This window comes from Rhodanobacter thiooxydans, from assembly GCF_021545845.1.
Taxonomy (GTDB): Bacteria; Pseudomonadota; Gammaproteobacteria; order Xanthomonadales; family Rhodanobacteraceae; genus Rhodanobacter.
On the sequence record NZ_CP088923.1, the window covers coordinates 404,699 to 419,822 of the forward strand.

13 protein-coding genes are annotated in these 15,124 nt (G+C 68.8%); 4 read left to right on the top strand and 9 right to left on the bottom strand.

Annotated features, from left to right (window positions below):
- Positions 1-254: 254 nt before the first annotated feature.
- Positions 255-1,172: an LpxL/LpxP family Kdo(2)-lipid IV(A) lauroyl/palmitoleoyl acyltransferase gene (lpxL, locus tag LRK53_RS01725; RefSeq protein ID WP_235642464.1), complete on the bottom strand. Its 918-nt coding sequence runs from the start codon at positions 1,170-1,172 to the stop codon at positions 255-257.
- 126 nt (positions 1,173-1,298) lie between these two features.
- Between lpxL and waaA the strand changes: the two genes are divergently transcribed.
- Positions 1,299-2,564, top strand: a complete 1,266-nt coding sequence (gene waaA, locus LRK53_RS01730) for a lipid IV(A) 3-deoxy-D-manno-octulosonic acid transferase (RefSeq protein ID WP_027491409.1) — start codon at positions 1,299-1,301, stop codon at positions 2,562-2,564.
- Between the two features lie 63 nt (positions 2,565-2,627).
- On the opposite strand, the gene LRK53_RS01735 is transcribed toward waaA, so the two are convergent.
- Both LRK53_RS01735 and LRK53_RS01740 read right to left on the bottom strand, forming a co-directional pair.
- Positions 2,628-3,929: a TolC family outer membrane protein gene (locus LRK53_RS01735; RefSeq protein WP_027491410.1), complete on the bottom strand. Its 1,302-nt coding sequence runs from the start codon at positions 3,927-3,929 to the stop codon at positions 2,628-2,630.
- 34 nt (positions 3,930-3,963) lie between these two features.
- A complete protein-coding gene (locus LRK53_RS01740) occupies positions 3,964-4,623 on the bottom strand; it encodes a protein-L-isoaspartate O-methyltransferase family protein (RefSeq protein ID WP_008438148.1) in 660 nt (219 codons plus the stop codon).
- Between the two features lie 275 nt (positions 4,624-4,898).
- Between LRK53_RS01740 and LRK53_RS01745 the strand changes: the two genes are divergently transcribed.
- Both LRK53_RS01745 and LRK53_RS01750 read left to right on the top strand, forming a co-directional pair.
- Complete coding sequence (locus tag LRK53_RS01745; RefSeq protein ID WP_027491411.1) at positions 4,899-5,546, top strand: TetR/AcrR family transcriptional regulator; 648 nt, start codon at positions 4,899-4,901, stop codon at positions 5,544-5,546.
- 131 nt (positions 5,547-5,677) lie between these two features.
- On the top strand, positions 5,678-6,274 hold the full coding sequence (locus tag LRK53_RS01750; RefSeq protein ID WP_027491412.1) for a ferritin-like domain-containing protein: 597 nt from the start codon (positions 5,678-5,680) through the stop codon (positions 6,272-6,274).
- A gap of 18 nt (positions 6,275-6,292) precedes the next feature.
- Here the strand turns inward: LRK53_RS01750 and LRK53_RS01755 are convergent, their stop codons facing one another.
- Positions 6,293-7,309 (bottom strand): zinc-binding alcohol dehydrogenase family protein, encoded by a 1,017-nt coding sequence (locus tag LRK53_RS01755; RefSeq protein ID WP_027491413.1) that lies wholly within the window; start codon positions 7,307-7,309, stop codon positions 6,293-6,295.
- A 181-nt stretch (positions 7,310-7,490) separates the two neighbouring features.
- On the opposite strand from LRK53_RS01755, the gene LRK53_RS01760 reads away from it, so the two are divergent.
- Positions 7,491-8,513 (top strand): DUF2333 family protein, encoded by a 1,023-nt coding sequence (locus LRK53_RS01760; protein ID WP_037088817.1) that lies wholly within the window; start codon positions 7,491-7,493, stop codon positions 8,511-8,513.
- Positions 8,514-8,578: 65 nt separating this feature from the next.
- On the opposite strand, the gene ppa is transcribed toward LRK53_RS01760, so the two are convergent.
- The 5 genes from ppa to LRK53_RS01785 form a co-directional block, all read right to left on the bottom strand.
- On the bottom strand, positions 8,579-9,118 hold the full coding sequence (gene ppa, locus LRK53_RS01765) for an inorganic diphosphatase (RefSeq protein WP_027491415.1): 540 nt from the start codon (positions 9,116-9,118) through the stop codon (positions 8,579-8,581).
- Positions 9,119-9,213: 95 nt separating this feature from the next.
- Positions 9,214-10,068, bottom strand: a complete 855-nt coding sequence (locus LRK53_RS01770; protein WP_027491416.1) for a 2OG-Fe(II) oxygenase — start codon at positions 10,066-10,068, stop codon at positions 9,214-9,216.
- 10 nt (positions 10,069-10,078) lie between these two features.
- Positions 10,079-12,211, bottom strand: a complete 2,133-nt coding sequence (locus LRK53_RS01775) for a prolyl oligopeptidase family serine peptidase (RefSeq protein ID WP_027491417.1) — start codon at positions 12,209-12,211, stop codon at positions 10,079-10,081.
- Between the two features lie 167 nt (positions 12,212-12,378).
- Positions 12,379-14,451 carry a sodium-translocating pyrophosphatase gene (locus tag LRK53_RS01780; RefSeq protein ID WP_027491418.1) on the bottom strand — a complete coding sequence of 691 codons (2,073 nt, stop codon included), beginning with the start codon at positions 14,449-14,451 and terminating at the stop codon, positions 12,379-12,381.
- Between the two features lie 163 nt (positions 14,452-14,614).
- Positions 14,615-15,052 (bottom strand): RcnB family protein, encoded by a 438-nt coding sequence (locus LRK53_RS01785; RefSeq protein WP_027491419.1) that lies wholly within the window; start codon positions 15,050-15,052, stop codon positions 14,615-14,617.
- Positions 15,053-15,124: the final 72 nt, after the last annotated feature.

A 15,124-nucleotide genomic window follows, 5' to 3' on the forward strand; every position in this document is an offset into this window, starting at 1 on the left:
AGGGGCGGTGTGCCCTGCGCAGCGGCGTCGTTCACTTTCCAACTCCTGTGCCGGTGCGGCGCTGGGGAAGCGGCGCACCGCTGCGCGAACCCGCCGGTCCGTTCGCACCGCCAGCCTGGAAGGGCCGGCGGCCTGTGCGGATCAGGGTGGTTGCGCAAAGTCGCCACTCGCATGCGAGGCGGGTCGGCGGAGTCGACCCGGGTCCCGGAATTGGCGCAATTCTCGGCGGGCCAGGCTTTCACCCGGCTTACGGATCAGTAGATCGCGGGCGCCCCGGGCGGGCGGGTCTTGAAGCGCTTGTGCACCCACAGGTACTGCTCGGGCGCTGCGCGCACCATCTGCTCGATGCAGGCGTTGACGCGGGCGGTGTCGGCTGCTGCGTCGGCGCCGGGGAAGCCGTCCAGTGGCGCGCCGAGGCGCAGCGCGTAGCCCCCGCCATCCGGCAGGCGGCGGTGGAAGAACGGGATCACCAGCGCGCCGGACATGCGCGCCAGGTGATGGGTGGCGGTGATGGTGGCCGCCGGCACGCCGAAGAACGGCACGAACACGGTGTCCTTGCTGCGCATGTCCTGGTCCGGCGCGTACCACAGCGTGCCGCCGCCGCGCAGGTACTTCACGGTGCCGCGGAGGTCGTCTTTCTCGAACATCGCGTCGGCGTAGTCCAGTCGCGCGCGCAGCACGACCCACTCGAATACGGCCGAATCCATCCGGCGGTACATGCCGGCGATGCGGATGCGCCGCGAGACCAGTCGCGCGCACAGCTCCAGGTGCGAGAAGTGCCCGCCGACCAGCAGCACGCCCTTGCCCTGCGCGCGCGCCGCCTCGAGGTGTTGCAGCCCCTCGATACGGGTCGGGATGGCGGCCATGCGCCGCTCGCTGCCCATCCAGCCCAGCGCGAACTCCACCAGCATCAGGCCGATGTCGCGCAGGTTCGCGTCGACCAGCGCGGCACGCGCGGCAGCGTCGAGTTCGGGAAAGCACAGCGCGATGTTCGCCGCGGCGATGCGCCGGCGCTCGGAAGGAACCAGCCGCACCAGCGCGCCGAGCCGCCGGCCCAGCCACATCAGCGCGCGCTGCGGCAGCCGCGCGATCAGCCAGATCACGCCCGCGCCCAGCCACGCCGGCCAGTGGCGCGGCGCGAGCAGCGAGCGGGTGAAGCGGGGGCGTGGCATGCCGGGCATCGTGCGCATTGTAGAGGAGGCCGCCAGCCGGCACCGCGCCGCGACGGCATGCCGCGTGCCCGGCGGGGGCGGCGCGCGCTCTCGTATACTGCCGCGCTGGACTGACGGGCCCCGACGTTGCGTTACCTCTATACCCTCGCGATGTATCTGGCGACGCCGCTGCTGGTGCTGCGGCTGCTGGCGCGTGGCGTGCGTTCGCGGCCGTACCACTGGCGCTGGCCGGAGCGCTTCGGCTTTTTCGACCCGCCCGGTTTCCGCGGCAGCCTGTGGGTGCATGCGGTGTCGGTGGGCGAGGTGAACGCGGCTGAGCCGCTGATCAAGGCGCTGCGGCGCGACTACCCGAACGCGCCGCTGGTGATCACCACGGTTACCCCGACCGGTACCGCACGCGTGCAGCAGTTGTTCGGCAACAGCGTGTTCCACGTCTACCTGCCGTACGACCTGCCGTACTCGGTGGGCCGCTTCCTGAAGAAGATCCGGCCGCGGCTGGCGCTGATCGTGGAAACCGAGATCTGGCCGAACCTGTACTTCGCCTGCCACCGGCGCGGCATTCCGCTGATGATCGTCAATGCGCGACTGTCGGAGCGCTCGCTGCGTGGCTACAAGCCGTTGCGCGGGCTGCTGCGCTCGGCGCTGCGCTGCGTGCGGCTGATCGCTGCGCAGTCGCGCACCGATGCGGCCCGCTACCGCCTGCTCGGGGCCGCCCCGGAGCAGGTGCTGGTCACCGGCAACATGAAGTTCGACATGCCGATCCCCGACGGCGCGGTGGCCGAAGGCGCCACGATGCGCGGACACTGGGGGCCGCGGCGGCCGGTGTGGATCGCGGCCAGCACCCACGAGGGCGAGGAGCAGGCGGTGCTGGAGGCACACCTGCAGGTGCTGAAGCGTCTGCCCGACGCGCTGCTGCTGCTGGCGCCGCGCCATCCGGAGCGTTTCAAGCTGGTCGAACACACGGTGCGCAGTCTCGGCTTCACGGTCGCCACGCGCAGCCTCGACGGGGTGCCGTCCACTGCGCACCAGGTGTTCGTGATCGACGCCATGGGGCAGCTGATGCCGTTCTTCGCGGCCTCCGACCTGGCCTTCGTCGGCGGCAGCCTGGTGCCGATCGGCGGCCACAACCTGCTGGAGCCGGCGGCGCTGTCGGTGCCGGTGCTGGTGGGGCCGCACACCTTCAACTTCGAGGAGATCACCCGCAGCCTGATCGAGGAGGGCGGCGCCGAGCGCGTGGCAGATGCCGCACGGCTGGGGCCGGCCGCGCTGAAGCTGTTGCTCGATGCGGTCGCGCGCGCGCGCATGGGGCAAGCCGCGCAGCGCGTGTTCGAGCGCGAACGCGGCGCGGTGCAGCGGGTCATGCGGCTGATCGACGCCCTGCTGCAGGAGTGACCGCTCGGAAAACGGCACGACCGGGCGTGGGCCCGGTCGCGCTTGCGTGCAACGCGCGGTGGTTTACTGCAACAGCGCGTTGATCTCCTCGATATCCTTCAGCTCGGCGGTGCCGGCGGTCTGCCTGAGCAGCAGCTTGTTCAGGATGAACTGGTGGCGGGCCTGCGAGTAGCTGCTCTCCGAGGAGGTCAGGACCTGGATCGCCAACAGCACGTTGGTCATCGTCTGGGTGCCCACCTCGAAGCCGGCACGGGTCGCCTCCAGCGCCTTGCGGCCCGACTCCACCGAGGCCTTGGCCGATTCCACCTGGGCGATGCCGGCGATCACCGAGCGGTAGTAATTGAGCGTGTCGCGCACTACCTGGCGGCGCTGCGCTTCCAGCGCGTCGGTGGCGGCGTCGCGCTGGTAGATCGACTGGCGTACGCGCGACTGGGTGAAGCCGCCGGAGAAGATCGGCACGTTCAAGGTCAGGCCGATGGTGGTCGAGGAGGGGTCGCGGTAGCGTGCGCCGGCGTTGCTGTCCGACCAGCCGGCACCCTTGCCGTAGCTGACACCGGCGGTGATCGTCGGCAGGTGGCCGGCGCGCGCGGCACTGATGTTGTGCTGCGCCGTCTGCACGTTGTACTTCTGGGTGAGCAGGTTGGGGTTGGTCTCCAGCGCCTGCTTGACCCAGCTGTCCTGGTCAGCCGGTGTCGGCGGCTGCATCGGCAGGTCGTCGCGCAGCTTCTTCAGTTCACCGGTCGGCTTGCCGGTGACCTGGGTGAGCGCCTCGCGGGCGTCGTTGAGTGTATTCTGCGTGGCAATGGTCTGCGACTTGGCCGCCTCGTAGTAGGCCTTGGCCTGGTACACGTCGGTGATCGCCGAGAGGCCAACCTTGAAGCGCTGGTCGGACTGCTCGTACTGCTGGCGGAAGGCATCCTCGTTGGCCTTGGCGAAGGTCAGCTCGTCCTCGCTGGTGAGCACGCCGAAGTAAGCCGCGGCCACGCGCCCGTAGAGCTCCTGCGCCGCGGCCTGGTACAGCTCGTCCTGCGCATCGGAGGCCGAGTGCGCGGCCTTGAGGTTGGCGTACTTGCTGAAGTCGAGCACGGTCTGGCTGAGCGTGCCGTTGATCGAGCGCGTGCGGCTGTGGCCGATCTGGTTGCCGCCGTTGATCTGATTGAGGCTCATGCTGGCGCCGATCTGCGGCAGCAGCAGCGCGCGCGCCTGGTCCACCCCCTCGGCGGTGGCCAGGCGGGTGGCGTCGGCCTGCGACAACACCGGATCGTTGGCGCGCGCATCGCGATAAGCATCGAGCAGATCCTCGCTGTGACCGGGCAGCGAGACGGCAGCCAGGGCCAGGGCAAGGGTAAGCAGCTTCAAACGCATGGGGTGCCTCGTGAGGATCGGTGCGGGGGCGGAATCAGAACACGAACCGCGGTGGTGGTTCGGCGTGGGTCAGGTAGGGCAGGTCGGTTTCGAACAGGGTTTCTTCGCGGTAGCGACCGGCGCCTTCGTGGGTGAGCAAGGCGGCCTGCTGCACCGGCGACAGGCCGCGAATCACCAGCGCGCGCGCACCGGGCTTGAGCCAGTCCAGCCAGCGCGACGGCACCGCGTGTACCGCGCCGGTCACCACCAGCGCGTCGAACAGGCCGTCGGGCTGCCACTCGCGCACCGCCTCGCCGGTGGCCAGTATCGCATTAGTGACGCCGGCGGCCTGCAGGCGCTGCGTGGCGGCGGCGGTGAAATCGGCGTGGATGTCGACACTGGTCACCTGCCCGCCAAGGCCGGCCAGGCAGGCGGTGAGGAAGCCCGAGCCGGTGCCGATCTCCAGCACGCGGTCGGTGGGTGCCAGCTCCAGCGCCTGCAGCACGCGGCCTTCCACCACCGGCTTCATCATCACCTCGCCGTGGCCCAGCGGCAGGCACAGATCGGCGAACGCCAGCTGGCGATGCTGGGCGGCAACGAAGTCCTCGCGGCGCACGCGGCCGAGCACCTCCAGCACGCGGCCGTCCAGTACTTCCCACGGGCGTACCTGGTTTTCCACCATGTTCACCCGCGCCTGTTCGATATTCATTACCATCTGCCATGTCCCGTGGGGAGCGAAAAAGACCAAGAAGGATAAGCGCTGGCGCCTGCCTCGACAACGACACTCCGACACTCCGGGGTGCTGGCAAGCCTGACGGTTGCCTGCGGGGCCACGAAGTGCCGGAAGTCACCGCCGCGCGTTGACGTTCGTCATGGTGTCCGGCGCACAGGCGGTGGACACTGACGGCGTTGGCGTCGTTCTGGAAATAATTGAACCGTTGCGTATAATAAAGCTTGGCTATTTCTTTGTGAAGGTGTGAAGGTAGTGGCATGAACAGCGCGCAGGTCAAATCCCAGGGCCCCGGCCGCCCGAAGGACATGGAGAAGCGTGCGGCGATCCTGTCGGCGGCGAAGGCCCTGTTCATCCGCAACGCGTTTGCCGGCACCAGTATGGACGCGATCGCCGCGGACGCGGGCGTGTCCAAGCTCACCGTGTACAGCCATTTCGGTGACAAGGACAACCTGTTCCGCGAGGTGATCCGCTCGCGCATCCAGGACTTGCTGCCGGAAGAGACCTACTTCTTCGATCCAGCTGCCGACATCCACGACACCCTGCTGCGGGTGGCGCTGACTCACGCCCATCTCGACTGCAACGCCGAGACCGTCGGCACCTTCCGCGCCATCCTCAGCGATTGCCGCCAAGGCAACCCGCGCTACGGCAAGCTGATCTGGGAAGAGGGCGCGGCGCGTACGCATGGCCTGATGGAACGGCTGCTGCAGCAGGCGATCGACGCCGGCCAGCTCGACATTGACGACGTGGTGCGCGCCAGCGGGCAGTTCCTCAGCCTGATCAAGGGCAACCTTATGATGCGCCAGATGTTCGGCTGCACCGACTGTGCCGAGAGCTACGCCGAGGAAATCGAGAGCACCGCGCGGGCCGGCGTCGCGATGTTCCTGCGCGCCTACCAGCCGCGTTGAAGCAGCGTTGGCGAAACGAGCCAGGTGAAGTCCTCTTCACCTGGCTTTTTCATGCGCGTTCCTAGGCTGGTCGGACTTCCGACGGCATCGGCACGCTCGCCGCTGCCCATCCGTGCCCGCAGGAGCAAGCCATGGCCAAGACCAAGCCGTTCGTCAGCGACATCGAGAACATCCGCAAGCGTGCGCGCCAGGATATCGACAAGGGCGCGATAACGGCGGGTTACCGCGCCGATCGCGGAACGGTGGTCAAGTTGCTCAACCATGCGCTGGCCACCGAGATCGTCTGCGTGCTGCGCTACAAGTACCACTACTACATGGCTTCGGGCATCCACTCGCAGGCGATCAAGGCCGAGTTCCTGCAGCACGCGAACGAGGAGCAGGGCCACGCCGACCTGATCGCCGAGCGCATCACCCAGCTCGACGGCAAGCCGAACCTGTCGCCGGACGGCCTGCTCAGCCGCAGCCATGCCGACTACGTGGAGGGCGAGGATATCGTCGACATGATCAAGGAGGACCTGATCGCCGAGCGCATCGCGATCGACAGCTACCGCGAGGTGATCGCCTACATCGGCACCGACGACCCGACCACCCGCCGCGTGCTGGAAGGCATCCTGGCGATGGAGGAAGAGCACGCCGAGGACATGAACACGCTGCTGGAGCAGCTCGGCAAGAAGGGCGAGCCGGCCAAGCCCTCGCCGGCCAGGAAGGCGGCGGGCAAACGCGGCTGACCGCTCGCCGGCACCGTCTCACCAGCCGGCCAGCACCAGCTTGCCGAGCGTGCGGCCGGACTCCAGCTGGCGGTGCGCCTCGCGCAGGTTCGCCGCGTTGATCGGTGCCAGCAGCGCGCTGCGCGTGCTGCGCAGTTCGCCGGAGTCGACCAGCGCGGCGATCCGTTCGAGGATGCGGCCCTGTTCGGCCATGTCGGCGGTGCCAAAGCGCGCCCGCGCGAACATGAACTCCCAGTGGATGCCGATGCACTTGGCCTTGTACGGATCGCCGACCCTCAGCGCGCCGGCCGGCTCCACGATCAGGCCGACGTGGCCTTGCGGCGCCAGCAGCTGGCCGACCGCGTCCCAGTAGTGGTCGGTGTCGGCGAGGTTGAGCACGGCGTCGACCTGGTTGAAACCCAGGGCCTCCAACTGCAGTGCCAGCGGATGGCGATGATTGGCCACGTGGTGCGCACCCATCGTGCGGCACCAGTCGGTGGTTTCGCTGCGCGAGGCGGTGGCGATCACCGTGAAGCCCGCGCGCCGCGCCAGCTGGATGGCGATCGAGCCCACGCCGCCGGCGCCGCCGATGATCAGCAGTGACTTGCCTTCGCCGCCATCCTCGCTGTCGAACGGCATGCGCTGAAACAATAGCTCCCACGCGGTCAGCGCGGTCAGCGGCAGCGCCGCCGCCTCGGCCAGGTCCAGCGAGCGCGGCGCATGCCCGACCAGCCGCGCGTCGACCAGCTGGAACTGCGCGTTGCTGCCCGGGCGGGTGACGTCGCCGGCGTAGTACACGCGGTCGCCCGGCCGGAAACCGTCGACCGCGTCGCCGGTCGCCTCTACCACCCCGGCGGCGTCGTAGCCGAGCACCTTCGGCTGCGTCTCGATCTGCGGCTTGGGTGAACGGATCTTGGTGTCGACCGGATTCACCGAGATCGCCTCCACGTGCACCAGCAGGTCATGCTCGCCGGGCGTCGGCGGCGGCAGCTCGACGTCGAACAACGATTGCGGGTCGTCGATTGGCAGGTAGCGGGTGAGTGCGACGGCTTTCATGGGACAACTCCATGGATGACTCGAAGGCCGCCCTTTGCTTCCTTCCGCAGGGAGGCGGGCAGGCGGCCTGATCCCCGATCGTACGCCCCGGCGGCGTGACGGGACGGTACCGGCTCGGCGCTGGTCACGCGGCGCCGAGCCGAGCCTGTAAGCTTGGCCCATTCCCCGCAGGAGCCGCGCGATGCAGACCCCGGATATTTCGAACTCCTCGCGTCACGGCATCCGCCGCGCCATCCTGGCATTGCTCGCGCTGCTGGTGCTGGGCGTGGCGGCGCTGATGTGGTGGTGGGACACCGAGCCGGCGCTGTTCGATCCGGCGGCGGCGACCCAGGCGCAGCTGCAGGAGCTGAAGCGGCCGGTCAGCACCGGCGCGACCACCACCGCCACCCTGATCGCCTCGGTGCGTACGCTGCTGGACAAGCGCGGCGGCTACCTCAGCAACGACAAGCTGCCGCCGGGCGTGCTGCTGGACAACATCCCCAACTGGGAATTCGGTTCGCTGACCGCCTCGCGCGACCTGGTGCGCGCGCTGCGCAACGACTTCAGCCGCTCGCAGACGCAGTCGACCGAGGACAAGGACCTGGCCGAGGCCGACCCGCTGCTCAACAGCCCGAACGACCGCTGGCTGCTGCCCAGTTCGGAGAGCCAGTACCGCAAGGCGATCAAGCATCTGGAAGGCTATCTGGCCCGGCTCGGCGACAGCGAAACCAGCGGCGCGCATTTCTATGCCCGCGCCGACAATTTGGCCGACTACCTGCAGCTGGCCTCGGCGCGGCTCGGTTCGCTGTCGCAGCGGCTATCAGCCAGCGTGGGCCAGATCCGCATCGGCGAGGTGGCCGGCGCCGACCAGCCTGCGGCCGCCGGCACGGTGGCCGCGCCCGGCGGCGGCCGGCTGGTGAAGACGCCATGGACGAAGATCGACGACAACTTCTACGAGGCGCGCGGCTACACCTGGACGCTGCTGGAACAGCTCAAGGCGTTCCGCCAGGACTTCGGCCCGATCCTGCGCTCCAAGCACGCCGACGTCAGCCTGGAGCAGGTGATCCGCGAGCTGGAGGAGGCGCAGCGCCCGCTGCACAGCCCGATGGTGCTGAACGGTTCGCCGTTCGGCTTCTTCGCCAACCACTCGCTGGTGATGGCGAACTACGTGTCACGCGCGAACGCGGCGCTGATCGACCTGCGCGAACTGCTCAGGCGCGGCTGAGTGCATGAGCGACAAACCCCGCCGGGGCGGGGTTTGTGCATGGATACTTCTGGTTGGCGGCAGGCTCAGCCGCTGATGGCGTCCTGGTAGCGCTGGAAGCCGGCGAGGATCTCGGCCTTCGCCTCGTTGGCGCCGACCCAGCCGTCCACCTTTACCCACTTGCCCTTCTCCAGATCCTTGTAGTGCTCGAAGAAGTGGCCGATGCGTTCCAGCCAGTGCGGCGAGACGCCCTTCATGTCGTTGATGTGCGCGTAGCCCGGGAACACCTTCGGCGAGGGGATCACCACCAGCTTCTCGTCGCTGCCGGCCTCGTCGCTCATCTTCAGCATGCCGACCGGGCGGCAGCGGATCACCGAGCCGACCGCCAGCGGCAGCGGCAGGATCACCACCGCGTCCAGCGGATCGCCGTCGCCGCCCAGGGTGCGCGGCACGTAGCCGTAGTTGCACGGGTAGCGCATCGGGGTGGACAGGATGCGGTCCACGAAGATCGCACCCGACTCCTTCTCCACCTCGTACTTGACCGGCTCGGCGTCCTTGGGGATCTCGATGATGACGTTGATTTCTTCCGGCACGTTGCGGCCGGCGGAGACGAGGTGCAGACCCATGGACTGTCCTTGGCGAGGAAGGGGAAAAGAGGGTCCGCAAGAATACGCCAAACGCTGCTGCGATGCAGCAGTGGCGGGCTTCGCTGCGCCGGCGTTCAGGCCTTCGTCGGCTTCCGGTACGGCCGCTCGCGCAGCCATTTGGTGGCGATCCACTTCTCGCCCTCGAGCACCGGCAGGCCGGCGTGCAGCGAGCTGCGGTCGCCGCCCTCGTAGGCGAAATACACCGCGGCGCCGCGTCGTGCGGTGACGGTGAGGCCGAGCTCGGGGAACGCCGTGCCGCCGCCCCGCAAGGGCGTGTTCAGGTACATCACCACGCTGGCGATGCGCTGCCCGCCTGCGGCGGTGATCGCCTCGTAGCCGGGTTGCTCCGGGTCGAACCAGTCGAAGTGCGGCTCGTACTCCTGACCGGGCAGGTAGTGCAGGATCTGCAGTCCCTCGCCGTGGCTCGCCGGCACGCCGGTGAGGGCGGCCAGGCGCTGCTCGATGCGGCCGACCGGCGGCACTTCGTCCAGGGTGAAGAACATGCCCTCGCTGGTGCGCCGCCGGTCCACCTGCTGGCGGCCGGCGCTGTCGACGGTGAGCGCGCGCTGCAGGCGCGGCTGCGCCAGCGCGATCAGCTCGTCGCATTCGTTCTCGTCGAGGAGGTTCTCCAGCACGCGCAGCACCGGCGCGTCGACGCTGAGCGAGACGCCGATCGTGCGATCGCCGGCGCGGACCTCGGGCGCCTCGGGGTGTTTTGCGCGCAGCCCCTGCAGCGATCCCCTGGTCGTGCCGGCGAGCAGCGTCGCCAGCGGCAGCTTCAGCACTTCGGCGACGATGCCGCGGCTCTGCCGCGGATCGTAGCCGTGCTCCTTCATCAACTGCAGCACCGCCGCCGTGCCGTGGCCGGCGCGTGTGGTGGCGAGGATCCATTCGCGCAGTTCGTGGCTGATGGTGGTGCGTGGGTGCATGGGGTCGGGATTACTTCAGCTGGTCCCACAGGAAGTCGTAGGCCATCGCGTGCATGTGGGCGGATTGCCGGTTGTCCGCACCGGCGCCGTGGCCGCCTTCGAGGTTCTCGTAGAACCACACGTTCCGGTGGCCTTGCGCCTGCATCCGCGCGGCCATCTTGCGCGCCTGCACCGGGCCGACGCGGTCGTCGCTGGTGGCGGTGTAGAACAGCACCGGCGGGTAGTGGCCGTCCTTCTGCACGTTCTGGTACGGCGAGAAGGTCTTGATGAAACTCCAGTCGGACGTGTCCGGGTTGCCGTATTCGGCCATCCACGAAGCGCCGGCGGACAGGTGGATGTAGCGCTTCATGTCCAGCAGCGGCACCTCGCAGGCGATCGCGCCGAACAGCTGCGGGTACATGGTCAGCATGTTGCCCATCAGCAGGCCGCCGTTGCTGCCGCCTTCGGCGCCGAGGTGCTGCGCCGAGGTCACGCCGCGCTTCACCAAGTCTTCGGCTACCGCGGCGAAATCCTCGTACGCGCGTGGGCGGTTCGCCTTCAGCGCAGCCTGGTGCCACTGCGGGCCGTACTCGCCGCCGCCGCGGATGTTCGCGATCACGTAGACGCCGCCGCGTTCCAGCCAGGCGCGGCCGACGCTGCCGCTGTAGTACGGCTGCAGCGAGACCTCGAAGCCGCCGTAGCCATACAGCAGGGTACGGTTGCTGCCGTCGAGCTCGATACCTTTCGGGGCGATCTCGAAGTACGGCACGCGGGTGCCGTCCTTCGATGTCACGAAGTGCTGGCTGACCGCGAACTTCGTGGCGTCGAAGAACGCCGGCGCCTGCTTGATCGTCTCGACCGCCGCGTCGTCCAGCACGCCGCGCTGCAGCGACGAAGGGGCCAGGAAGCCAGTGACGTCGAGCCAGTACTCGTCGCTGTGGTCGGGGTCGGTGTCGATCACGCTGATCGTGCTCAGCGCCGGCGCGCCCGCCATCGCCATGCGCTTCCAGTCGCCGTCGGGAGTGGCCATCCGCGGCGGAGTCAGCACCTCCAGCCGGCTCTTGACGTCGTCCATCAGGTTGAGGATCAGGTGGTTCCTGGTCCAGGCATACGAGTCCAGCGAGGTGTGCACGTCGGGTTTGAACAGCACGGTGAAGTGGCGCTTGCCGGCCATGAAGCCGTCGAATGGCGCCGCCAGCAGCGCGCCGGCAGGGTAGCTGCTGCCGTCCACCGTCCACGGCGAGCGGGTGCGCACCAGCAGCCAGTCGCGATGGGCGTCGGCTTCCGCGTCGGCCGGCACTTCGACGCGGGCCAGCTTGTCGCCGAGGCGCTGGTACAGGTCGCTGTGGTAGAAATCCCGGGCGACGGAAACGAAGTCGCGCTCGTAGCCCGGCGTGCGGTCGTGGTGGGCGCTGACCGCCAGGTCGCTCGGCTTGCCCTCGTACACGGTGGTGGCCGCGGCCAGCGGCGTGCCGCGCTTCCACTCCTTGGCGATGCGCGGATAGCTCGACTCGGTCATCGAGCCGGGGCCGAAGTCGGTGCCAATGTAGAGGGTGTCTTCGTCGATCCAGTCGACCTCGCTCTTCGCCACCGGCAAGACGAAGCCGTCCTTCACGAACGCCTTGTGCGGGATGCTGAACTCGCGCACGGCCACGGCGTCGCCGCCGTCCGGCGACAGCGAGACCAGGCAGCGCTCGTACGCCGGCTTCAGGCATCGCACGCCCTTGAACACCCAGCGCTTGCCTTCGGCCTGGTTCAACGCGTCGACGTCCAGCAGCACTTCCCACACCGGCACGGCCTTGCGGTACTCGGCCAGCGTGGTGCGCCGCCAGATGCCGCGCGGATGCGCCTTGTCGCGCCAGAAGTTGTACAGGTGGTCGCCCATGCGGTTGACGTAGGGGATGCGCGCTTCCGAGTCGAGCACCTCGAGAATGCCGTCGCGGGTATGGGCGAACTCGGCGTTGTCGACGAACTGCTTCGCGGTGGTCGCGTTCTGCTGCTTCACCCAGTCCAGTGCGCGCTCGCCGTGGATGTCCTCCAGCCACAGGAACGGGTCGTCGCTGGCCGCGTTGGCGGCGGGAGCGGGGGTGGTGTCGCGGGCGTGGCTATCGTTCATGCCCGCCAGTGTGACGCCGAGCGCCAGCGTCAGCCAGACTGCTTTCATCGTGTATCCCCAGGTGTGCGGTTGGAGGTGGTCGCGGTGGGCGCGGCCTGCCCCGCCGAGCGTAGCCGGGCTTGGCCGGCCGCCGCCCGTGACTAAAGTCAGGCGCGCGAGCCGGAAACAGAAATCCCGCCACGCGGCGGGATTTCTGCGAGAGACGGTGGCGCGGCTTACAGCAGCGGAATCATCAGCAGCGCCACGATGTTGATGATCTTGATCAGCGGGTTTACCGCAGGGCCGGCAGTGTCCTTGTACGGGTCGCCCACGGTGTCGCCGGTGACCGCAGCCTTGTGCGCCTCGGAGCCCTTGCCGCCGTGGTGGCCGTCCTCGATGTACTTCTTCGCATTGTCCCAGGCGCCGCCGCCGGTGGTCATCGAGATCGCCACGAACAGGCCGGTGACGATGGTGCCGATCAGCACGCCGCCGAGCGCCTTCGGTCCGAGCAGCAGGCCGACCACGATCGGCACGGCGACCGGCAGCAGCGACGGCACGATCATCTCGCGGATCGCCGAACGGGTCAGCATGTCCACCGCGCGCGAGTATTCCGGCTTGCCGGTGCCCTGCATGATGCCGGCGATGTCGCGGAACTGGCGGCGCACTTCCTCCACCACCGCGCCGGCGGCGCGGCCCACCGCCTCCATCGCCATTGCGCCGAACAGGTAGGGGATCAGGCCGCCGATCAGCAGGCCGATGATCACCATGTGGTCGGACAGGTCGAAAGTCAGCGGGGTGTACGTGCTGCCCGCGGCCGCCGCCTTGGCCTGCGCGGCGACGTCGAGGTTGTGCGTGTAGTCGGCGAACAGCACCAGTGCAGCCAGCGCGGCCGAACCGATCGCGTAGCCCTTGGTTACCGCCTTGGTGGTATTGCCGACCGCGTCGAGCGGGTCGGTGACGCCGCGCACTTCCGGCGGCAGGTCGGCCATCTCGGCGATGCCGCCGGCGTTGTCGGTGATCGGGCCATAGGCGTCCAGCGCCACGATCATGCCAGCCATCGACAGCATGGCGGTGGCGGCGATCGCGATGCCGTACAGGCCACCCAGACTGTAGGCGCCCCAGATCGCCGCGCAGATCACGATCACTGGCATCGCGGTCGACTTCATCGACACGCCGAGGCCGGCGATGATGTTGGTGCCGTGGCCAGTGGTGGAGGCCGCCGCGATGTGCTGCACCGGGCCGTACTGGGTGCCGGTGTAGTACTCGGTGATCCACACGATCAGGCCGGTCAGCACCAGCCCGATCAGCGCGCAGTAGAACAGCGCATGGCTGGAAACCACGCTGCCGTCGGCGGCGGTCAGGCCCTGCGGCAGCAGGTTGCCGGTGACGAACCAGAACGCGACCGCGGAGAGCACCGCCGACACGATCACGCCCTTGTACAGCGCGCCCATGATCGAGCCGCCGGCCTTCACCCTGACGAAGAAGGTGGCGATGATCGAGGCGATGATCGACACGCCGCCAAGCACCAGCGGATACATCACCGCCGCCAGGTTGTCGGCGAAGCTCAGCCCGGCCAGCAGCATGGTGGCGATCACCGTCACCGCGTAGGTCTCGAACAGGTCGGCGGCCATGCCCGCGCAGTCGCCGACGTTGTCACCCACGTTGTCGGCGATCACCGCCGGGTTGCGCGGGTCGTCCTCGGGAATACCGGCCTCGACCTTGCCGACCAGGTCGGCGCCGACGTCGGCGCCCTTGGTGAAGATGCCGCCGCCCAGGCGCGCGAAGATCGAGATCAGCGAGCTGCCGAAGGCCAAGCCGACCAGCGCGTGCAGGGCGGCTTCGCCGGTGACGCCGAAGTGGCCGAGCACCAGCCAGTAGCCGGCCACGCCGAGCAGGGCCAGGCCGACCACCAGCATGCCGGTGATCGCGCCGCCGCGGAACGCCACGTCCATCGCCGCGCCGAGGCCGCTGCGCGCCGCCTCGGCGGTGCGCACGTTGGCGCGCACCGAGACGTTCATGCCGATGTAGCCGGCCGCGCCGGACAGCACCGCGCCGAGCAGGAAGCCGATCGCGGTCGGCCAGGTGAGGAAGAAACCGATCAGCAGCAGCAACACCACGCCGACCAGGCCGATGGTGGTGTACTGGCGGTTGAGGTAGGCGCGCGCGCCTTCCTGGATGGCCGCGGCGATCTCCTGCATCCGTTCGTTGCCCGGCGATTTCGCCAGGATCCAGCGCGCGGACAGCGCGCCATACAGAACCGCCACCACCGCACACGCAACGACGATCCACCAGCCATACTGCTGCAGCATCGGAGCCTCCCCATGGGTTGTAAGTGGCCGTCCGGAACGGGCGGTCGCAGGGAGTATAAGGCAGACGCGGCGGCGCAGGCCGTTGTGCGGCGCAGGGCCGTCCGCCAAAGAAAAGGGCCATGCGCGGATGCTCAGCCCCCGGAACGCTTGCCTCGGCGCGGATTTACCGCAGCGCGTAGTCCAGGATGATGCCGGTGGCGATCGCGACCAGCAGGTAGTCGTTGTTCGCGCGCACCCAGTGGTAGCCGCGCGGCGGCGGGTGCAGGCGGTAATGGCGGTAGTCGCGCACCACGTAGCTCGGGCCATAGTAGCGGTGGCCGCGTTCCCAGCGATGGGGGTGCGCCGGGTAATAGCGCGGGCCGGCGTAGTGGTAGTCGCGATGGTCGTAACCGTAGCGACGGTCGTCATGGCGGCGATGGTCGCGGCGCCAGTCGCCGTGGCGACGGTCGTCATGCCAGCGGCGGCCGTCGTGATGACGGTCGTAGCCACGGTCATGGCCATGCCGGCCATGATCATCCGGGCCGGGCCCCGGGGCGGCCAGCGCGAGGCTGCCGGTGGTGAGCAAGGCGAGGGCGATGAGCAGGCGGTGGACGAGTTTCATCTCGGGTCTCCTCCCGTGGCAGGTCGTGGCCGCAACAGCGCGGCGATCGACCCGGGCAGGGTGGATCGTAGG